Source organism: Uliginosibacterium flavum (genome assembly GCF_040566545.1).
In the GTDB taxonomy this organism is placed as follows: domain Bacteria; phylum Pseudomonadota; class Gammaproteobacteria; order Burkholderiales; family Rhodocyclaceae; genus Uliginosibacterium; species Uliginosibacterium flavum.
In genome coordinates, this window is record NZ_JBEWZI010000003.1 from 48087 (window position 1) to 67022 (window position 18936).

Annotated in this window: 19 protein-coding genes; 10 read left to right on the forward strand and 9 right to left on the reverse strand. The window is 63.3% G+C overall.

Going from position 1 to position 18936, the window contains the following annotated elements; genetic code table 11:
- Nucleotides 1-400: 400 nt before the first annotated feature.
- The 5 genes from prmC to ABXR19_RS03550 form a co-directional block, all read right to left on the reverse strand.
- Nucleotides 401-1231, reverse strand: coding sequence for a peptide chain release factor N(5)-glutamine methyltransferase (prmC, locus tag ABXR19_RS03530; RefSeq protein ID WP_354599710.1), 831 nt, complete (start codon nt 1229-1231; stop codon nt 401-403).
- Nucleotides 1228-2031 (reverse strand): peptidylprolyl isomerase, encoded by an 804-nt coding sequence (locus ABXR19_RS03535; protein ID WP_354599711.1) that lies wholly within the window; start codon nt 2029-2031, stop codon nt 1228-1230. The genes prmC and ABXR19_RS03535 overlap by 4 nt, the downstream gene beginning before the upstream one ends.
- 48 nt (nt 2032-2079) lie before the next feature.
- Entirely contained in the window at nt 2080-3165 is a 1086-nt protein-coding gene (prfA, locus tag ABXR19_RS03540) for a peptide chain release factor 1 (RefSeq protein ID WP_354599712.1), read from the reverse strand.
- A 109-nt stretch (nt 3166-3274) separates the two neighbouring features.
- Nucleotides 3275-4546, reverse strand: coding sequence for a glutamyl-tRNA reductase (hemA, locus tag ABXR19_RS03545; protein ID WP_354599713.1), 1272 nt, complete (start codon nt 4544-4546; stop codon nt 3275-3277).
- Between the two features lie 429 nt (nt 4547-4975).
- Nucleotides 4976-6610, reverse strand: coding sequence for a right-handed parallel beta-helix repeat-containing protein (locus ABXR19_RS03550; RefSeq protein ID WP_354599714.1), 1635 nt, complete (start codon nt 6608-6610; stop codon nt 4976-4978).
- A gap of 546 nt (nt 6611-7156) precedes the next feature.
- Here ABXR19_RS03550 and ABXR19_RS03555 point away from each other — a divergent pair.
- Nucleotides 7157-8056 (forward strand): DMT family transporter, encoded by a 900-nt coding sequence (locus tag ABXR19_RS03555; RefSeq protein WP_354599715.1) that lies wholly within the window; start codon nt 7157-7159, stop codon nt 8054-8056.
- Nucleotides 8057-8414: 358 nt separating this feature from the next.
- Here ABXR19_RS03555 and ABXR19_RS03560 read toward each other — a convergent pair whose 3' ends face one another.
- Complete coding sequence (locus ABXR19_RS03560; protein WP_354599716.1) at nt 8415-9044, reverse strand: cation efflux transmembrane domain-containing protein; 630 nt, start codon at nt 9042-9044, stop codon at nt 8415-8417.
- A gap of 99 nt (nt 9045-9143) precedes the next feature.
- On the opposite strand from ABXR19_RS03560, the gene cadR reads away from it, so the two are divergent.
- Nucleotides 9144-9593, forward strand: coding sequence for a Cd(II)/Pb(II)-responsive transcriptional regulator (gene cadR, locus ABXR19_RS03565; protein WP_354599717.1), 450 nt, complete (start codon nt 9144-9146; stop codon nt 9591-9593).
- A 23-nt stretch (nt 9594-9616) separates the two neighbouring features.
- Complete coding sequence (locus ABXR19_RS03570; protein WP_354599718.1) at nt 9617-10039, forward strand: VOC family protein; 423 nt, start codon at nt 9617-9619, stop codon at nt 10037-10039.
- A gap of 91 nt (nt 10040-10130) precedes the next feature.
- On the opposite strand, the gene ABXR19_RS03575 is transcribed toward ABXR19_RS03570, so the two are convergent.
- From ABXR19_RS03575 to ABXR19_RS03585, 3 genes are read right to left on the reverse strand one after another with little or no spacing between them, the layout of a single operon-like run.
- Nucleotides 10131-11417 carry a hypothetical protein gene (locus ABXR19_RS03575; protein WP_354599719.1) on the reverse strand — a complete coding sequence of 429 codons (1287 nt, stop codon included), beginning with the start codon at nt 11415-11417 and terminating at the stop codon, nt 10131-10133.
- A 1-nt stretch (nt 11418) separates the two neighbouring features.
- Nucleotides 11419-11643: a DUF2249 domain-containing protein gene (locus tag ABXR19_RS03580; protein ID WP_354599720.1), complete on the reverse strand. Its 225-nt coding sequence runs from the start codon at nt 11641-11643 to the stop codon at nt 11419-11421.
- Nucleotides 11640-12092 (reverse strand): hemerythrin domain-containing protein, encoded by a 453-nt coding sequence (locus tag ABXR19_RS03585; protein WP_354599721.1) that lies wholly within the window; start codon nt 12090-12092, stop codon nt 11640-11642. The genes ABXR19_RS03580 and ABXR19_RS03585 overlap by 4 nt, the downstream gene beginning before the upstream one ends.
- 176 nt (nt 12093-12268) lie before the next feature.
- Here ABXR19_RS03585 and ABXR19_RS03590 point away from each other — a divergent pair, with 176 nt between their 5' ends.
- The 7 genes from ABXR19_RS03590 (at nt 12269) to ABXR19_RS03620 (ending at nt 18774) form a co-directional block, all read left to right on the forward strand.
- On the forward strand, nt 12269-12523 hold the full coding sequence (locus ABXR19_RS03590) for a YkgJ family cysteine cluster protein (protein ID WP_354599722.1): 255 nt from the start codon (nt 12269-12271) through the stop codon (nt 12521-12523).
- Nucleotides 12524-12591: 68 nt separating this feature from the next.
- Nucleotides 12592-13416, forward strand: a complete 825-nt coding sequence (locus ABXR19_RS03595) for an undecaprenyl-diphosphate phosphatase (protein WP_354599723.1) — start codon at nt 12592-12594, stop codon at nt 13414-13416.
- Between the two features lie 43 nt (nt 13417-13459).
- On the forward strand, nt 13460-14038 hold the full coding sequence (locus ABXR19_RS03600) for a YqiA/YcfP family alpha/beta fold hydrolase (protein ID WP_354599724.1): 579 nt from the start codon (nt 13460-13462) through the stop codon (nt 14036-14038).
- Between the two features lie 177 nt (nt 14039-14215).
- Nucleotides 14216-16138, forward strand: coding sequence for a ribonuclease catalytic domain-containing protein (locus ABXR19_RS03605; RefSeq protein WP_354599725.1), 1923 nt, complete (start codon nt 14216-14218; stop codon nt 16136-16138).
- Nucleotides 16139-16149: 11 nt separating this feature from the next.
- The gene (locus tag ABXR19_RS03610) at nt 16150-17133 is read left to right on the forward strand and encodes an energy transducer TonB family protein (protein WP_354599726.1); all 984 of its coding nucleotides are present in this window, start codon (nt 16150-16152) and stop codon (nt 17131-17133) included.
- Nucleotides 17134-17197: 64 nt separating this feature from the next.
- The gene (locus ABXR19_RS03615; protein ID WP_354599727.1) at nt 17198-18214 is read left to right on the forward strand and encodes an acyltransferase; all 1017 of its coding nucleotides are present in this window, start codon (nt 17198-17200) and stop codon (nt 18212-18214) included.
- Nucleotides 18214-18774, forward strand: a complete 561-nt coding sequence (locus ABXR19_RS03620) for a metal-dependent hydrolase (protein WP_354599728.1) — start codon at nt 18214-18216, stop codon at nt 18772-18774. The genes ABXR19_RS03615 and ABXR19_RS03620 overlap by 1 nt, the downstream gene beginning before the upstream one ends.
- Nucleotides 18775-18936 lie beyond the last annotated feature (162 nt).

The following is an 18936-nucleotide window of genomic DNA, read 5'->3' on the forward strand; positions in this document are numbered from 1 at the left end:
AAGGTTGGGATGGGGGTTCTCACGTTCAACAGGGAACGTCCTCGGCTTGGCAGCTATTACCCCCACCCTCGCCCTCCCCCTTAAAAGGGGAGGGAATGTTCGGACCTTACAGGGTGAGCCATTGATGGCTGTAGACCCGCGCTGCGCGTAGCTCTGCAGGCAGGCATGCCGCTTAGGTTTGCTGGACGTGGCTCTACAGGCGGACTGTCCGAAGACAACCGCCCGATGCGGCTCTACGGGCATGCTTCGCATAACAGGTGGCTGAACGTAGCCCGTCTTGACTCAGCCCTCTCCCCCTCTCCCCAAATGGGCGAAGGGTGATCTAGCGGGCTCGCAAGAGGGTTTGCGACTTGCGACTTGCGACTTGCGACTTGCGACTTGCGACTTGCGACCAGCATGCCTACAAATGCCCACCACTCACCCGCTCGATGCCGGCCAGATCGCGCCAGGAGTGCACGCCGGAAAAGCCGGCGTCCTGCAGCAGATCGCGCACGGCTTCGGCTTGATCGTAGCCATGCTCGAGCAATAGCCAACCGTTGGTTTCGAGATGTGCCGGCGCGTGGGTGATGATGTGGCACAGGTCGGCCAGGCCGTCGCTGCCGCTGGCCAGTGCGGTGATGGGTTCGTAGCGCAGATCGCCCTGGGCCAGATGCGGATCGGCTTCGGCGATGTAAGGCGGGTTGCTGACGATGCAGTCGAAATACTGGCCTGCCAGCGGCGAGAACCAGCTGCCGGACAGGAAGTTCACCTTGGCGCCGAGGGCCATGGCGTTGTTCTGGGCGATTTCAATCGCGGCCGGTGAAAAATCGACGGCATACACTTCGGCGCCCGGGCATTCGAGGGCGAGACTCACGGCGATGGCCCCGCTGCCTGTGCCCAGATCGAGAATACGCGGATGCTCGACCCGGTTGAGTTGATGCAGGGCCAGCTCGACCAGCAGCTCGGTCTCGGGGCGTGGGATCAGCGTCGCCGCCGACACGCGAAAGGGCCGGCCATAGAATTCACGCCGGCCCAGAATGTGCGCGATGGGCTCGCCGGCGGCGCGCCGTTCCAGCCACTCGGCATAGCGCTGGGCGGCATCAGGCTGCAGCGCACGTTCGGCGAACGCGACCAGCTGGGCCGCGGTGGCCCCGCTGGCTTCACGCAGCAAAACGCGCGCGTCCACGGCATCGATGCGCCCGCGCGCCTGGGCGAGGGCTTCGCCCAGATTCACGGGGAGTTGCGGACTCATTCGACCTTGGCTTTGGCGACCAGATCCTTGATGTAGGCTTGCAGGGCTTCCTGTTGCAGGCCTTGGGCCAGTTGGCCCTTCACCGATTCGAAATCCGGGCCGGGAGTCTTGCGCGTGTCGTCCAGCTGGATCACGTGGAAGCCAAACTGGCTCTTGACCGGCTCCAGCGTGAACTTGCCTTTTTCCAGCGTGGCCAGGGCCGCAGCGAATTCCGGCACGAAGGTGGTGGGACGTGCCCAACCCAGATCGCCGCCGGTCACGGCGCTGCCGGTATCCTTCGAGGCCTTGGCCAGATCGGCGAATTTGGCGCCCTTCTGCAGCTTGGCGATGATGGCTTTGGCATCCTCTTCCTTGTCGACCAGGATGTGACGCGCCTTGTATTCGGTGTCGCCGGCAGCAGCTACGCGCTTGTCGAACTCAGCCTTGAGCTTGGCGTCGTCGGCCTTGTTCTTTTCCATCCAGTCCTTCAGATAGGCGTTCACCAGCTGTTCGTCGCGCACATATTCCATGCGGCGTTTGACGGCTTCGTCCTTGTCCAGACCTGACTTGCGGGCGGCCTGCAACAGGGTTTCGCGCTGGATCAGGTGATCGCGGGCCTTGCTGCGCAGGGCCTCATCCACCGGCGTGCCGGGCGGCAGCTGTTCTTTCAGCAGCCACTCCAGGGTGTCGCTGCTGATGACCGCGCCATTGACCTTGACCAGCACCTTGGACGCGCTGCCTTCCTTGTTCTTGTCGCCACAGGCCGTGAGGGTCAGGGCCAGCACCAGTGCGGCTGCGCCGAGAGTCAGGTATTGCTTCATGCAAATCTCCTAGAACGTTTTTGTAGTGAATGCGTTAAAAAAGCAGGATCAATCGTTTTCATTGGTGAGCTGCGCGAGCAGCTCGGTCTGATGCTCGGTAATCAGGGCGTCGATCAGCTCGCCGATGTCGCCCTCCATCGCCATCTCCAGTTTGTACAGCGTGAGGTTGATGCGGTGATCGGTGATGCGGCCTTGGGGGAAATTGTACGTGCGAATGCGCTCGGAGCGGTCACCACTTCCTACAAGGCTTTTGCGCGTCGCAGCCTCTTTGCTCTGCTGTTCGCGCACGCGGGCATCCATGATGCGCGCCGCCAGCACACTCATGGCCTGAGCCTTGTTGCGGTGTTGCGAGCGATCGTCCTGACATTCGACGACGATACCGGTCGGGAGGTGGGTGATGCGCACCGCCGAATCGGTCTTGTTGATGTGCTGACCACCGGCGCCGCTGGCGCGATAAGTGTCGATGCGCAGATCGGCCGGATTGATCGCCACTTCGGCAACTTCATCGGCCTCGGGCATCACCGCCACGGTGCAGGCCGAGGTGTGGATGCGGCCTTGCGTTTCGGTGACCGGCACGCGCTGCACGCGATGGCCGCCGGATTCGAATTTGAGTTTGGAGAAGGCACCAGCACCGACCACGCGCGCGATGACCTCCTTGTAGCCACCCAGATCCGATTCGCTGACCGAGACCAGCTCGACCTTCCAGCCCTGACGCTCGGCGTAGCGCGTGTACAGGCGCAGCAGATCGCCGGCAAACAGCGCGGCTTCGTCACCGCCGGTGCCGGCGCGGATTTCGAGGAAGATGTTGCGCTCGTCGTTCGGATCTTTGGGCAGCAGCGCCAGTTGCAGCTCGTTCTCGATGCGCGCCTGCGCTTCGCGCGCATCACTCAGTTCGCTCTGGCCGAGTTCCTTCATCTCCGGATCGGCGAGCATCTCCTGCGCCGTCGCCTCGTCCGCTTCGGCCTGCTGGAAGGCGTGCCACAGGCGCACGATGGGGCCGATCTCGGCGTGCTCGCGGCTGAGCTTGCGATAGTGGTCCATGTTCTGCGTGATCGTCTCGCTGGCCAGCAGGCCATCAAGTTCTTCCAGGCGGAAATCCAGCTGTTCGAGTTTTGCGCGGATGCCGGGTTTCATGAATCAGAAGGTGGAGAAAGTGAAAGTCGCGTAGCGACTCTGGAAGCCCCCCTCGCCCGCTTGCGGGAGAGGGGTTGGGGGAGAGGGAAAGGACAGGCACACGATGCTTTCATGATTCAGCCTTGTGTGTGCCGTGTCCGTCAAGTTGAAAAACGCGCTGTACGGTATCGACCGCCTGCGCGATGGCTGCGCCCTCGGCCTGATTGAGAAATTGCGTGGGGCCATGCAGCAACTTGTTGGTCAAACCATGGCTCAGTGCTTCGAGCACCGCGTGCGGATCATCACCGCGCGCCAGCATGCGTTTGGCGTGATCGAGCTCGGCCAGACGCCGCGCCTCAGCCTGCTCGCGCAACTGGCGGATCGTTGGCACGGCGTGACGGCTGCCCAGCCAGTGCTGGAAGTCGAGCAGTTGCGCGCCGATAATGGCTTCGGCTTCAACCACCGCCGACTGACGCGACTCCAGCCCGGCGCTGACGATCTGCGCCAGATCATCCAGCGAATACAGGAACACGTCAGAGAGCTTGGCGACTTCCGCCTCGATGTCGCGCGGCACGGCCAGATCGACCATCACCATCGGCCGGCGGCGACGTACCTTCAGTGCCCGCTCGGCCATGCCACGACCGATCAGCGGCAGCGGGCTGGCGGTGCAGGCGATCACCACATCATAGTTTGGCAAGGCCTCTGCAATGGCGTCCAGCGACAGCACATCCGCACCGATGCGGGCGGCCAGCATCTCGGCACGGCCACGCGTGCGGTTCGCCACCGTCATCTGGCGTGGCGATACGCCGGCAAAGTGGGTGGCGCACAGCTCGATCATTTCGCCCGCACCGATGAAGAGAATCCGCGTGTCGCGCATATCCTCGAAGATGCGCGCCGACAGGCGCACCGCCGCCGCGGCCATCGACACCACGTTGGCGCCAATCGCCGTGCTGCTGCGCACATCCTTGGCCACCGCGAAACTTTTCTGGAACAGCTTGTGCAACGTCGCCCCCAGCGTGCCGGCCGCGTCTGCCGTACGCGCGGCTTCCTTCAGCTGGCCGAGGATCTGTGGTTCGCCCAGCACCATCGAATCCAGTCCGCTGGCGACGCGAAACACATGCCGCACGGCCTCGGCCTCGGGCAGGGTGTACAGGTAGGGGGCGATCTCGGCCAAGGGCACGCCGCGCTGACGCGCCAGCCAGTCAACAGCGGCCTCGGGCGAATCCGTGCTGCAGTACAACTCGGTGCGATTGCAGGTCGAAACCAGGGCCGCCTCGCTGACCACCTGCCCGTCAGCCAGACTGGCCAGCGCCTCACTCACGGAAGCAGGCGGAAACGCCAGCCTCTCCCGAATCGCGACGGGTGCCGTGTGGTGGTTCAGACCGATGGCAAACAGGGGCATGGATAAGCGCAGTTGGGGGCGAAGAAATGGCGGCGGGCCGGCAAAGCGGCCCGCTGCGAAACAGGCCGGATTGTAACACCCGCCAGCGATCCGGCCGGCCGCCACACCAAGCAGCAGAAGCCCGCCCGCAGCCCGGCATGCAGCGCCGCGAAATCCGGGGACTTCGCCGCAGCAGCCCCCTGCCTCCAGACTGCAAATGCACCAACCCGCACAGCCTTACGGGGCGGACCTGCCCGGGCATGCCTGTCTGTGAGGCAAGCTGGGAGCGGGTCTTCGGGCAGGCTTCACACGGTTTCTGATTGCCGCGGTGCGCAGGAAACCACGCGCCCCGCAGCCGATGGCGTTCGCAGCAGACGAAAAAAACGCACGCCGGATGTCGACGTGCGTTTGCTTGCCGCCGGGGCGATGCATCGCCCCGTGTGCTGCGCTTTACTCGCGCTCGAAGGCGCCCAGATCAGGGGCCGTGCCCTTGTACGGCAGGCCGACACTCACGCCCTTGTTGATCATCTTGCTGCCCGCAGAAAGGCGGAACAGGTTGTTGGTCGGCAAGGAGCCGTCAGCACTGCGCGCCTGGGTTGCCAGATTCACATCAACGCTCACAAAATCAGCGCTGGTGGCCGTCAGACCATTCCAGGAGTTATTGGTCGACGTGGCGTTGGCGATGCTGTCTGCCGCACCGCCCGACAGGGAGATGTTGTTCTTGAAGATGTGCTTGGAACCCGAAGCAACAGCCTGACCAAATGCGAAATTGGCAGTGCCGTTCTTGTACGAAACGTTGTTGTAGACCGTCACGCTGCCGGTATTGCTGTTCTGGTCGAAGCCCTTCTTGGTGTTGCCGAAGGCGACCGACTGGGTGATCACGTTGTTCTCGGCCACATTGTTGCCACCGAGCTTGAAGCCGTTGCCATTGCCGACGAAGCCGCCGTAGCCCCAGCTATCCACGCCGTTACGGAAGGCCCAGCTCTTTTCGATGACCACCTTCTGGGGGCTATCGAAGGTATCGAAGCCGTCATCCGAATTGTTCCAGGCACGGCAACCATAGAAGAAATTGCCTGCGCCCTGCGTTTGCTTGGAAGCAAAACCATCGGCCATGCCACCAAACTTCTTCGGATCGTAGTTCATGTAGGAGTCGGTGTTGATGACGTTGGTGTAGGAGCCGCCCTTGTTGATCTCCAGCCCGCTGTTGCGGTTATCGTAGAAAGCCACATTCTCAAACGTATTGTGAGCCCCCGAAACATAAGCGCCCTGATAACCGGCACGGGTGACGGCAATGCCCTTGAAGTACCAGTAGCTGCCGGTAAGGTCGAAACCGTAGGAGCTATCCACATGAGTGTTCGCCGGGAACTGGAAGTCGATCACCGCTTTGCCGCAGTTGGCCGCCACCATGTAGATCTTGGCGCTGGCTGTTCCGGATTTGGACAGAACGATGGTGTTCTTGGCCCCTGCCTTATAGGGAATCGAGTACTTGCCCGGTTGCAGCAGAATCATCTGCCCGGCGCCAACGGAGGACAGTGCGGCGCTGAAGCTCATCGGCGACGAGAAGCTGGTGCCAGCACCGTTACCCGTCGGCGTGACGTAGTAAACCTTTGATGCCACCAGATTGCTGGTTTCCGTGCCGCAGCCGGTCACGTAAGGATCACCGCCGGAAGACGAGCTGCTGGAGCTGCTCGACGAGGATGAGGAGCTGCTGGAGCTGGAGGAACTCGACGACGAACTGCTCGACGAGGAAGAGCTTGAGGAAGAGCTGCTCGAACTTGACGACGAGGAGCTGGACGAGCTGCTGGAGCTGGAAGAGCCGCTCACGACCGGGCCAACCGAACACCAGGCCGAAGTGGTGAAGCTGTTCGTCGGGAATGCGGACAGCGCGCAGGCAAAACTGTCGGTCTTTGTCGCGTAGACAAAACTGCCGGACTTGCCCAGAGCCACCGTGTGGGTGCCACTCATCGTGCAGCTACTGCCAACCTGCGCACACTTCGTGTAGCCGGACGGGTAGTCGGTTGCCGCTTGGGCATTCGCCACCAGCAGCAAGGCGGCCAAGCCGCCAATAAACTTGGAATAACTCATGGTTTGTCTCCTGATCGTTATGACGTCAAGCATCCGCCTGCGCATTTTTAATATGTTTCAAGCACACATAGTCAGCACGCCTGTAGGAATAACACCTACGCACAGGCGGGCGACATTTGGTAAAAGTAGATAATTAACTCAAGACTGTCAAGGCGTATGCATAGCGCTTTGGTAATAGGCAGCGTAAGGGGCGACGCCCTTGCATAAGCACCGCAGGCAGGCAGCACTGAGTGTGCGGCGTGGTGCCGAGACGCTCGTCCCCTCGGGTTTTGCTCTGCAAACCTTTGTGTCCTTGGCGGCAAAGAGCCGATATACCGGACGAACGGTGCAATCCGAACACTAGCCCGGCGGGGGAGCTGCTTGCTGCGCCCCTACGCTCGACCTGCGAGTAACCGCGGCATCAGAACGTTTTACAGATTGCTTTCACGTTGCACGCAAAAGTGGAAGGGAATGCTCGGCAGGGCATCTGGAAAAACACGCCGGCCCCGGCCTGCTCCACCGCCACGTGCCACAATCCGCCCCTTCCTTTTTCATCTGCGGCAATCCATGACTGTTTCGCGCACACCGCTTCTGGCCAGCCTGGCTTTGCTGCTGGTCACACTGTTCTGGGGGACAACGTTCCCTGCGATGAAAGCCGTCGCCGAGGTGATGCCACCTGGCTTGATGGTGGGCGCGCGCTGGGCGCTGGCTGCCTTGGCATTGGCTCCGTTCATTGACTGGCGTGATCGGCAGCTGTGGCGCGATGCTGCCTTGCTTGGCGCACCCTTGTTTGCCAGTTTCGTGTTGCAAGTGCTGGGCCTGACCCTGATGAGCGCCGGCCGCAACGCCTTCATCACCGGCCTGAATGTCATCATGGTGCCGCTGATCCTGGCCGGACTTGGCGGAAAGACGAGCAGGCGCGCGGCGCTGGCCGCCGTCTTGGCCACCAGCGGGATCGTGGTGATGAGCTACGAACAGGGCTCGGGCTGGTTGGGCGATGCGCTGACCTTTGGCTGCGCGCTGGCCTTCGCGATTTACGTGCTGGGCATGGAGCGCTTCGCCCCCCGGCATGACGCCCGTTCGCTGGCGGGGGCGCAGGCGGTAATGATGACGCTCTTCTGTCCGCTGTGGATCGGGGCTGAATGGCTGTTCTGGGGCAGCGCCTATCCAGCGATGGCAGCGAAGGCGGCCTCGGTGTGGCCACAGCTTTTGTATCTTGGGCTGGTCTGCAGTGGCTTGGTGCTGATCCTGCAAACCTGGGCGCAGGCCCGTGCCAGTGCGGTGCAGGCAGCGGTAATCTACGCGCTCGAACCCTTTTTTGCCACGGTGTTCGCGGCTTGGTGGCTCGGTGAAGTCTTTGGCGCACGCGGCATGATCGGTGGCGCGCTGGTGATCACGGCAATGCTGATATCACAATGGCCGGAGCGCAATCATGCGGGCGCCGAGCATCCGCACGCGCCAGGTTGAATGCCGGCGAGGGGCACAAGGACAGCCGCACCCACCCACCGCCTGCACAACCTCAGCGGGCGGACCTGTCCGGACAGGCCTGCTGAAGAAGCAAGCGCAGCGCGGCTCTTCAGCCTGCCAATGGGCGCATCAATGTGCCGGCCGTACGCGCGACGGCAGGGTTTTGAGGAGCGCAAACACGGGCAGAAATCGCGCCATTTTTTGAATCAACATGCTTGCAGAGCCGCACCAGGAAAGTCTGTTCGAGCAGATGCAGTGAAGACGCAAACAACTAGCGGGTTTTCAACATACCCGCCTGAAAACCCTTGGCGGGCGAGGCTCTACAAACATGCCCCACTCAGCACTCAATCCTCATTGCTCAGTCCTCGCCGCAGGCGGACAGCTCGGCCTGCGCCTGACGCATCACGCTGACGCCGGCCGACAGGGCCAGCGCCGCCATGATCAAAGCAACCAGCAAATCCGGCCAGGCGGCGCCGCTGCCGAACACGCCCACCGCCGCGAGCATCACCGCCAGATTGCCCAGCGCATCATTGCGACTGCACAGCCACACCGAACGCATGTTCGCGTCGCCCTCGCGAAAGGCATACAGCATCAACGCCACGCCGGCATTGGCGATCAGGGCCAGCGTGGCCACGGCGCCCATGCTCAGCGGCTCCGGCGGCATGCCGGTGTGAAAAGCCCAGGCGGCTTTGCCGAGGACAAAAATCCCGAAGCCCGCCATGCTCAGACCCTTGATCCAGGCGGCCCGGGCGCGCCAGGCCAGACTCATGCCGAGCACGGCGAGGGCGATGGCGTAATTGGCGGCGTCGCCCGCAAAATCGATCGCGTCAGCAAAGAGCGAGACCGAACCGGAATGCGCACTGCCGAAGATTTCGACCCCGAACATCAGCACGTTGATGACGAGAGCGGCCCACAGCGCCTTGCGATAACGCGGGCTGACCGGCTTGCCGGGGGCGGCGCAGGCACCGCTGCAACAGGAGGCAGACATGATGTTTCCTTTGGGGAGTGAGTAGCCATATTCAACACCCTGTAGCCGCTACAGGGTCAAGCTCCTAGAATGAAACTTACGCAATCGAGGAACACGACCATGAGCGACAACTTGCGCATCGGCGAACTGGGCAAGGCCACCGGCGTCGATATCGAAACCATCCGCTATTACGAGAAGACGGGCTTGCTGCCGGCGCCGCTGCGCAGCGCCAATGGCTACCGTGCCTACGGTGCGGCCCATGTCGAGCGCCTGGCCTTCATCCGGCATTGCCGGGCACTGGATATCGGACTGAAGGACATCAAACGCCTGCTCGATTTCGTGGCCCATCCCGAGACGGACTGCGGTGACATCGACCGCCTGATCGACACCCAGCTGATCAAAGTGCGCGCCCGTCTCGCCAGCATGCAGGCGCTGGAGCAACAACTGTCCGCCCTGCGCGGGCGCTGCGGTACGCGCCGGGTCGCCGGTGATTGCGGCATTTTGCAGGAACTGGTGGCTGCGGCGCATGGCGAGGCCTGTGCCTGCCACACCCTCACCAGCGAAAACTGATCGCTTCCCACGGAGACCTCGCCATGCAAGCCAGCATCAGCGTCATCACCCTCGGCGTCGCCGATCTCGAGCGTGCCTACGCCTTCTATCACGATGGTCTCGGCTGGCCGAGCCAGGGCATCATCGGCCGCGAGTTTGAACACGGCGCGGTCGCCTTCTTCAAGCTCGGCAGCGGCCTGAAACTCGCCCTGTGGCCGCACGCCAGCATGGCCGCCGACAGCGGCTTGCCGCTCTCCGCGCCGGGCGCGCTGGCCTGCCTGCTCTCGCACAATCTGCCTTCGGCAGCGGCGGTCGACCAACTCATGGCCGAGGCACAGGCCGCCGGCGCCACCCTTACCAAGCCCGCGCAGAAAACCTTCTGGGGCGGCTACGCCGGCTACTTTCAAGACCCTGACGGCCACTTGTGGGAGGTGGTTTACAACCCGGATTTCGAGGCGCTGGGATGAGTACCTGAAGAGCCGCCCTCAGCTTGGATTCTCAGGCATATACGCCGAAGACCCAGGCTGGTAGAGGTTCTTCAGCCTGCCAATGCGCGCATCAATGTACCGGTCGTACGCGCGGCGGCAGCGTTTTGAGGAGCGCCAGACGCTGGCGATAATCGTGCAGCGCCCGCGCCAGCAAAATAAACAAACCAAGTTTGCTGGTCGCCAACAGCAAGGCCCCGGGCAGCGTGAGCGCCGGCCAGAATGCCGCCCCACACAGCAACACCATCCCGCCAGCATCTGTCCCCAACTGCGCAGCCTGCCAGCGGCCGGGGATGATCTGATGCAGCAAGGGCAGCCGGGCACGGGCCTTGTTGGCACGCTGCCAGTGCAGCCAGATCAGGAAGGGCACGATGCGATACAGCATAACCGTCACCGTGCCGCCACCGAAACCAGCCAGCGCCAGCACGCCGAAGGCCACGCTCCAGCGCGGATCGGGTGAGAAATGCGCGAGCAGGCTGACCACCGCCAGCGCGCTGCTCAGCGCCGCCAGACCGAGCCAGCCCCAGTGGAAAGCATCGCGCTCACCGCGTTTCGAAGCGCTCACGCGCAGCGCCGTGAGCAGGCCGAAGACCAGCGCCAGCGCCGCGAGCAGGCTGCAAGCCAGGCTCGCCAGCCAGCCAATGCCCAAGCAGCCCGCCACCGAGCCCAGCAGCAAGGCACCCAGCAACACCCGCGTGGCCCAGCGCCATTGCTTGGGATACGGCGCAGTGACATGAAACATCGGCACCACCACCGCGGCCACACTCGCCACCAGCCCGCCGACCCAGCCGGCAATGCCCCACAAGGCATGCCAGTCGACTATCGCCAGCAGTGGCAGATTCCAGCCAAACAGCAGGATGCCAAGCAAGGCCCCACCGGCCAGCAGCGTCATGCCCAGTGCCATCGCACTGCGCCGCAGGGCCGCCACCATCTCGCTGCGCAAGGGCTGGCGCCACAGCGCCCGAGCCAATCGACCCGCCGCCACAATCAGGCTGCCGAGCAAGAGCACACCCGCCGTCGCCAGCCAGAAAGGCCCGCCCAAAAGGAAGCCGCCGGCGAGCGCGAACGCCCCCGCCAGCAGCGCAAACAAGATCAGCCAGTCGACGCCGCCCCAGCGTGGCAAGGTCAAACCACAAGCCACCGGAACGAACTGGAACAATGCCCCCAGCATCACCGGCATCAGCCCGCCGAGCGCGAACAGATGCACGGCGGCGAGTGCCGCCGGATGCCAGCGCGTGAGCATGGCCTCGGGCTGCCACACCAGCAGCAGTGCGGCCGCGCACATGCCGGCCACACCCGCCAGCATGCTCGCGAAAGTCAGACCGGGCGCCGGCGAGGCTGCGGTGGAGACGAGCTGCACTTCAGGCTCTGCTGATGGTGATGCGGAATTGCTCGTAGCCGCTGAAATCTTCGCGCGCCACCTGCCACACGAAACCATGCTCGCGTAGCCAGTCATACAGCGGGAAAGGTTCGCGATGAATCAGCACTTCCAGCGTCTCGCCGGCCGGCAACTCATCCGCTGCGGCCATGCTGAGTTCAAAGGGCTCGCAAGGCGGCAAGCCTCGCACATCCAGATGAATGGTCATACTGCCTCGCGCCGCGCCGCCACCTGCGCCGACAACTCGGCTGCCGTGGCACCGGCCGATTGCAGGGCTGCGGGATAAAGGATGTGCTCCTCTTTCATGTTGTGCTGCTGCAGCGTGATCAACAGCGCCTCGCCGTGGCCGCGCACGCCTTCGCCATCCTGCGCGCTGACCGCATCGCTGAGATCTTCGAGCAGGTTGCGGACTTCTTCATGTTCCATGCGCATCACCCGGGTCGGCCCGCAACTCATGCCGCTGGCCGCTTCGAATGCAGGGAAGAGCACTTCTTCTTCGGCGGCGAAATGCGCCAGCAAGTCGTGGTTCAAGCTGGCGAAAGCGCTGCGGGCACCGTCCCAGTCGCCCGCGCCGGCCAGGCGGCGCAAGGTGCCGAGCAAGGCATCGCATTCGCGATGGTCGGCCATCAAGTATTGATCAAAAGTCTGGTCGCTCATTTTTATAATCCATACGGGGAGTGTGGGCACAGTATGAAAAGCCCTAGCCCAGGCTGTAATTGACTCGAATCAATTTGAAAAAGTGCTGAGGATTGAGTGCTGAGTAAATTTTGCGCGCCGGCATGCCGACTGAAATGTACACTCGGCACTCAACCCCAGAACTCAGCACTGAATCAATGAACTGCCGTCCCCACTGCGCTGCCTGCTGCATCGCGCCCTCGATCTCCAGTCCGATTCCCGGCATGCCGCAGGGCAAGCCAGCCGATGTGCGTTGTGTCCAGCTGGATGCAAAGGATGCCTGCATGATCTTCGGCGCAGCCGAACGCCCGGCGGTATGCAGCGGCTTGCAACCCTCCGCCGAGATGTGCGGGGATTCGCGCGAGCAGGCCATGCACTGGCTGGGCCATCTGGAAAAGCAGACCCAGCCCTGATCTGTTGCCGGGCCGTCACACCGGCGCACGTATAATCGAGCCTCCCCCACCCGCCTGCGTACGCCTTCATGGATCTCCTGCTCCTGCTCAAAGCCGCCCTGCTCGGCATCGTCGAAGGCCTCACCGAGTTCCTGCCGATCTCCTCGACCGGCCACCTGATCCTTGCCGGGCAATTGCTGGATTTCACCGGAGACAAAGCCAAGCTCTTCGAAATCGTCATCCAGTCCGCCGCGATCCTCGCCGTGGTGTGGGAATACCGCCAGCGTCTGGGCCATGCCGTCATCAACGCGACACGCGAAGCCCGTTCGCTGCAACTGCTGATCAACGTGGCCATCGCCTTCCTGCCGCTGGCCCTGCTCGGGCTGGTGCTTGGCAAGTGGCTCAAGGCGCATCTGTTCAACGCCCCGGTGGTCGCTACCACCTTCATCCTCGGCGGCCTGATCATCCTGTGGGCCGAGCGCAAAAATCATCACGAACGGGTCGCCACAGTGGACGACATGGGCTGGAAGGACGCGCTCAAGGTTGGCATCGCCCAGGCCTTCGCCCTGATCCCCGGCACCTCGCGCAGCGGCGCCACCATCATCGGCGGCATGCTCTTCGGCCTGTCGCGCAAGGCCGCCACCGAATTCACCTTCTTCCTCGCCATCCCGACCCTCGCCCTGGCCAGCGTGTATTCGCTGTACAAGGAACGCGCCCTCCTCTCCGCCGATGATGCCGGCATGTGGGCGGTAGGCATGTTCTTCTCCTTCGCCTCCGCCTTCATCTGCGTGCGCTGGCTGATCCGCTTCGTTTCTACCCACAGCTTCAAAGCCTTCGCCTGGTATCGCATCGCCTTCGGCATCGTCGTGCTGCTGACCTGGCAAATGGGCTGGGTGCAGTGGGTGGAGGCCTGAGATAACGGAGCCCGCCCCCAGTTCCCAGTTCCCAGTTCCCAAAATGATCCTCTACCTCCACGGCTTCCGTTCCGGCCCGCAATCGCAAAAAGTGCAGGCGCTGGCTGCGCGTATGCACGCGCGCGGGCTGGGCGATCAGCTGTGGTGTGCGCAGCTCTCGCCAGTGCCCTTCGAAGCCATCGCCCAGGCCGACGCACAGATTGAACGCTGCCTGAAGAGTGGCGTCCAGCCTGCCTTGGCGGGCAGTTCGCTGGGCGGGTTTTACGTCACGCATCTGGCCGAAAAGCATGGCCTCAAGGCGGTGGCGATCAACCCCTTCGTGCCGCACGCGGACTTCGATCAGAGCCTGTTCATCGGTGAGCATGAGACGCTCTACAGCGGCGAGCATTTCACCTTCACGACCGAACACGCGGCTCAGATCGCCGCGCTGGATACGCCCCGCCTCAGCCAGCCGGAAAAGCTCTGGCTGCTGGCCGAAGAAGGTGACGAAGTGCTCGACTATCGCTATGCCGTCGCGCGCTACGCCGGCAGCCGCCAGACCGTGCTGCCCGGCGGCGACCACGGCTTCACGCGCTGGGAAGACTATCTGGACGAAGTCATCGCTTTTGCAGGCATAGGCTGAAGAGCCGCGCAGGGCGGACTTCTTCGGGCATGCCTGCTGAAGAGTAAGGCGGGGAGAGGCTCTTGAGGCACATCTTGTGGATTCGTCCTTGCCGCGTTCTGCCCGCTACATTCTCGCTGGGGCATTCCGGCCGCGCCCGCTATAATCCTCGGTCGTAAATCCCCTGCACCGCATCTCATGAATGTTCTGTTTGAAGAGGACGGCTCTTTCAAGACCGCCACGATCCTCACCGATAACGATTCCTCCCTGCAGGTGGAAACCGCCACGGGCAAGCGCGTCAAGCTCAAGGCCAGTAACGTTTTGCTGCGTTTCAACAGTCCTGCGGCCGGTGAACTGCTGGCCCGCGCCGAGGCCGCCACGGCCGACATGGACATCGAATTCCTGTGGGAAATGTGCGGCGATGACGAGTTCGCGTTCAGCGAATTCGCGGCTGACTATTTTGGCCACGCGCCCTCGCCCGTCGAAGCGACCGCCGCGCTGTTGAAACTCTTTTCCGAGCCGATCTATTTTCACCGCAAGGGCAAGGGCCGCTTCCGCAAGGCTCCGCCCGAAATCCTGCAAGCCGCCAAGGCTGGCGCCGAGAAGAAGCGCCTGCAGCAGGAGCAGGTGGAGCGCATGAAGGCCGAGCTGATCGCGGGCACGCTGCCGACCGAGTTCGTGCCGATGCTGCAGGCTTTGCTCTATAAACCCGACCGCAATCGTCTGGAAAGCAAGGCACTGGAAGCCGCGTCTGAAGAGAGCGGCCTGAGCATTCCGCGTCTGCTGCTCAAGACGGGCGCCGTGGGCACGAGCCACGATCTGCATCTGGGCCGTTTCCTGTTCGAATACTTTGCCGAGGGCACGGACTTCCCGCCGCTGGCAGCACCACCTCTGCCCGACGATCTGCCGCTGGCCGGCGTGGCAGCTTTCTCGATTGACGACGCCACCACTACCGAGATCGACGATGCCTTCTCGCTGACGCCGCGCGAAGGCGGCGGCTGGACAGTGGGCATCCACATCGCCGCGCCGGGTCTGGGCATCCGCCCCGGCTGCCCGATCGACGCAGTGGCGCGCAAACGTTTGTCCACCGTGTACATGCCGGGCAAGAAGATCACCATGCTGCCGGACGAGGTCGTCTCGGCCTACACCCTGGGCGCCGGTCAGGCCCGCCCGGCCCTGTCCTTGTATGTCGAGGTGAATGCCGATTTCAGCATCGCAGGCATGAGTAGCCGCATCGAACGCGTGCCGGTCACGGCCAATCTGCGCCATCACGATCTGGAGCCAGTCTTCAACGAAGACAGCCTGCACGGCGCGCTGCCGGATCTGCCCTACCTGCCTGAGCTGAAAGTACTGTGGGAATTCGCCACAGTGCTCGAAGCCGGGCGCGGCAAGCCTTCGGCCAACCAGAATCAGCTGGATTTCAACTACACCGTCGACTGGACGCAGGACACGCCGGACGGCGCGGGCTGGGTCAATATCGAACAACGTCGGCGCGGTTCCCCGCTCGACAAGCTGGTGGCCGAGCTGATGATTCTGGCCAACTCCACCTGGGGCAAGCTGCTGCACGAAGCCGGCATCCCGGCGATCTACCGCATCCAGGCCGGCGGCCGCGTGCGCATGAGTACCGCCTCCGGCCCGCACGACGGTCTGGGCGTGGATAGTTACGCCTGGTCGTCCAGCCCGCTGCGCCGCTACGTCGATCTGGCCAACCAGTGGCAGCTGATCGCCCATCTGCAGGGCGAGCCCGCGCCGTTTGCGCCGGGCTCGGCCGAACTGGGTGCGGCGATGAACGATTTCGACGCCACTTACAGCGCCTACAACGAATTCCAGCGCGGCATGGAACGCTACTGGAATCTGCGCTGGCTGCGCCAGAGCGGCCTCACCGAAACCAGCGCCCGCGTGCTGCGCGAAAATCTGCTGCGCTGTGAAGCCGTGCCTTTCGTGTTCAAGCTGCATTCCCTGCCGGCCGGCGTGAATGCGCACGAGCGCGTGCAATTTGCCATCGAGAGCAGTGATCTGATCGAGATCGAACTGCGCGGCAAATACCTCGCCACCCTGCCGCCGCTGAACACAGCAGCAGATGAGACAGGCGGCGAGGAAGAAGAAACCCCGCTCGCGTAGAATTGCCGCGCATGTCTGCAGCCAAAGCCCGCCCGCCTCGCGTCCTCAGCCCCACGCCCGCTCAAGCGCCTGCCACACAGCAGGTCGCCACGAAGAAGCGAGCGCTGCGCGTGCGCGGCACGACCGTCTCCTGGCTGGTCAGTAACGCCTTCCTCTTGGGTGTCACGGTATCGGTACTGGCTCATGCACTGCTGCTGGCGATTCACTTCGTCGATGTCGATGGCGGACTGCGCAAGGCGCGTGATCCGGGCCTGCAGGTCGTACTGGTCAACGCCAAGCACAAACAAGCCCCGAAAGAAGCCCAAGCCCTGGCTCAGGCCAATCTGGAGGGCGGCGGCGAGCAGGCCGACAAGAAGCTGATGCCCACCTCGCCCCTGCCGCCGCAGGAGCAGACCAAGGATGGCGATGCGCTGATCAGCACGCAACAGAAGGTGCGCCAGCTGGAAGCCATGCAGCGCGAGTTGATGGCGCGTGCCAAGTCCAGCGAAGCCAGCGTCGCGCATGAACGCCAGAGCAAGAACGATGATCAGCCCGCCGAGGCCGAGCCAGTCAAACGTGGCCTGGATCTAAGCACCAAATCGGCCATGCAACGCCAGGAAGCGGTGGTCGACAAGCGCCTCAGCGATTACGCCGCACGACCACGCAAGACCGTGATTTCGCCGAGCACCAAGGAATACAAACTCGCCCAGTACAGCGAAGACTGGCGCATCAAGGTGCAACGCGTCGGCGAGCTGAACTTCCCGCGCAGCGAACGCGGCTCGCTCTACGGCAGCGTACAGGTCGCGGTCGAACTGCAGCCCGATGGCAGCATCATCTCCGCTGAAGTTTCGCGCCCCTCGCCCAACGCCAAACTCAATCAGGCGGCGCTGCGCATCATCCGCCTCGCTGCGCCCTTTGCGCGCTTCCCGCCGGATATCCGCAAGGATTCCGACGTACTGGTCATCGTGCGCACCCTGACCTTCACACGCGAAGATATCGGCGTGGATTCACAGTAGGCCACGTCAGGTTCCGCATACGCGTTGCGCACCCTGCAAATCTGAATGTAGGCAACATATCTTGATGATTCCCGCACGCGCCCACGCCTCGCTCGAACTCCTGCGCACGGCCGCTGCGCTGGCAGTGGTCGGCGTGCATGCCGCCGCCATGGTGCTGGTGAGCTTGCTGGGCGGAGAGGGCAGCGGCTGGTGGGCGGCGAATCTTTGGGACGCCCTGTGCCGCTGGTGCGTGCCGGTGTTCGTGATGATCAGCGGCGCTGTGCTGCTGAGCGGCCCGGCGGATGAAGCGGCGGGCGATTTCTACCGCCGCCGCGCCAAGCGCCTGTGGCAACCAGCCGTGTTCTGGACGCTGTTCTACCTCGCGCTGCACGCCCTCACCGATCCGCTATGGAGCCCGCTGCGCGCGGCCGCCAGCATCGTGCGCGGCACGCCCTGGTACCACCTGTGGTATCTGTACATGCTGCCGGGCCTGTACCTGCTCACGCCTTTCCTGCGCCGCCTGATCGCGCACAGCAGTGACGCTGAATTGCGCGGGCTAACTGCGGCGTGCTGCGTACTGGCCGCGCTGAGCGCCGCAACGCCGCCTGCCAGCGCCACTTTCCTCACCAGCTTCCTGCCCTTCACGGGATATTTTCTGCTCGGCCATTTACTGTTTACGCATTCGACGCAGCCGCGCTCGCCACGCCTGCTGATGCTGGCCCTGAGCGCGGGCATCCTCGTCGCTCTGGGCGCCGACCTGCTGCGGCCCTGGCTGGGAAGCCGTGCCATGGAGGTGATGTATGCGTATCAGAATCCGCTGGTGCTGCTGATGGCCGTGTGCCTGTTCCAACTGGGCCTGCGCCAACATGCCGGTTTCATCACGCGACTGGCGAACCTGTGCGTGGCGCTGGCGCCTTTGAGTTTCGGCATCTACCTGATCCATCCGCTGTGGCTTTTGCTCCTGGCAAAAGTCGGCATTGACGGCTTGCTGTGGCATCCGGCTATCGGTATTCCACTCACCACGCTGGCAGTCTTCGCGCTGTCGGCGCTGTCCACCGCGCTGCTGTTGCGCCTGCCTTTTCTGAAACTGACGGTGCGCTGATGCCGACGATTATTTCGCACATCGCCGTGCCCCTCGCGCTGGGTTTGGGACTGGGCAAGGATCTCGTACCACGCCGCGTGATGTGGGCCGGCATGGCCCTGTCGATCCTGCCGGATCTGGACGTGCTGGCCTTCCGCTTTGGCATCCCTTATGCAAACCAGCTTGGACACCGAGGTTTCAGTCATGCCCTGCTGACAGCCGCGCTGGTCGGGCTTGTTGTGGCATGCCTGCTGGAGAAGCCCGCCACGCGACGCTTTGCAGGCGCATGGCTGTTTCTTTGCATTGCGATGGCCTCGCACGGCCTGCTCGACACCCTGACCACCGGCGGTTTGGGCATCGCACTGATGTGGCCCTGGAGCGAGCAGCGTTACTTCGCGCCCTGGCAGATGATCAAGGTCTCGCCGCTGAGCCTGGCGCGCTTCATGGATGGGCGCGGGCTGGCGGTGCTGTATTCGGAATTGCTGTGGGTCTGGCTGCCGGCAACAGGGATTGCGGCCTGTCTGTGGGCCAGCCGGTCGATCTGGAATGCCACTTCAACTCAATCATCACAGCATGGCTGACACCTCCGGCAAGCCGACGCATTTGAGTTGAATCAGCTTTTATTGAAAATACAGGTAAACCCACTAAGGTCATGGCGGCGCGCGCCGATATCTCCGGTTCGGGCAAATGGTGCGTGAGTGAGGGCGCCCATACAGAACCCGGCTTTTGACTTTTGGGGATCC

What these genes read in the sequence shown, in the direction of transcription:
- prmC (WP_354599710.1), bottom strand. Translation starts at nt 1,231, where the DNA reads ATGAGTCCGCAACTCCCCGTGAATCTGGGCGAAGCCCTCGCCCAGGCG.
- ABXR19_RS03535 (WP_354599711.1), bottom strand. Translation starts at nt 2,031, where the DNA reads ATGAAGCAATACCTGACTCTCGGCGCAGCCGCACTGGTGCTGGCCCTG.
- prfA (WP_354599712.1), bottom strand. Translation starts at nt 3,165, where the DNA reads ATGAAACCCGGCATCCGCGCAAAACTCGAACAGCTGGATTTCCGCCTG.
- hemA (WP_354599713.1), bottom strand. Translation starts at nt 4,546, where the DNA reads ATGCCCCTGTTTGCCATCGGTCTGAACCACCACACGGCACCCGTCGCG.
- ABXR19_RS03550 (WP_354599714.1), bottom strand. Translation starts at nt 6,610, where the DNA reads ATGAGTTATTCCAAGTTTATTGGCGGCTTGGCCGCCTTGCTGCTGGTG.
- ABXR19_RS03555 (WP_354599715.1), top strand. Translation starts at nt 7,157, where the DNA reads ATGACTGTTTCGCGCACACCGCTTCTGGCCAGCCTGGCTTTGCTGCTG.
- ABXR19_RS03560 (WP_354599716.1), bottom strand. Translation starts at nt 9,044, where the DNA reads ATGTCTGCCTCCTGTTGCAGCGGTGCCTGCGCCGCCCCCGGCAAGCCG.
- cadR (WP_354599717.1), top strand. Translation starts at nt 9,144, where the DNA reads ATGAGCGACAACTTGCGCATCGGCGAACTGGGCAAGGCCACCGGCGTC.
- ABXR19_RS03570 (WP_354599718.1), top strand. Translation starts at nt 9,617, where the DNA reads ATGCAAGCCAGCATCAGCGTCATCACCCTCGGCGTCGCCGATCTCGAG.
- ABXR19_RS03580 (WP_354599720.1), bottom strand. Translation starts at nt 11,643, where the DNA reads ATGACCATTCATCTGGATGTGCGAGGCTTGCCGCCTTGCGAGCCCTTT.
- ABXR19_RS03585 (WP_354599721.1), bottom strand. Translation starts at nt 12,092, where the DNA reads ATGAGCGACCAGACTTTTGATCAATACTTGATGGCCGACCATCGCGAA.
- ABXR19_RS03590 (WP_354599722.1), top strand. Translation starts at nt 12,269, where the DNA reads ATGAACTGCCGTCCCCACTGCGCTGCCTGCTGCATCGCGCCCTCGATC.
- ABXR19_RS03595 (WP_354599723.1), top strand. Translation starts at nt 12,592, where the DNA reads ATGGATCTCCTGCTCCTGCTCAAAGCCGCCCTGCTCGGCATCGTCGAA.
- ABXR19_RS03600 (WP_354599724.1), top strand. Translation starts at nt 13,460, where the DNA reads ATGATCCTCTACCTCCACGGCTTCCGTTCCGGCCCGCAATCGCAAAAA.
- ABXR19_RS03605 (WP_354599725.1), top strand. Translation starts at nt 14,216, where the DNA reads ATGAATGTTCTGTTTGAAGAGGACGGCTCTTTCAAGACCGCCACGATC.
- ABXR19_RS03610 (WP_354599726.1), top strand. Translation starts at nt 16,150, where the DNA reads ATGTCTGCAGCCAAAGCCCGCCCGCCTCGCGTCCTCAGCCCCACGCCC.
- ABXR19_RS03615 (WP_354599727.1), top strand. Translation starts at nt 17,198, where the DNA reads ATGATTCCCGCACGCGCCCACGCCTCGCTCGAACTCCTGCGCACGGCC.
- ABXR19_RS03620 (WP_354599728.1), top strand. Translation starts at nt 18,214, where the DNA reads ATGCCGACGATTATTTCGCACATCGCCGTGCCCCTCGCGCTGGGTTTG.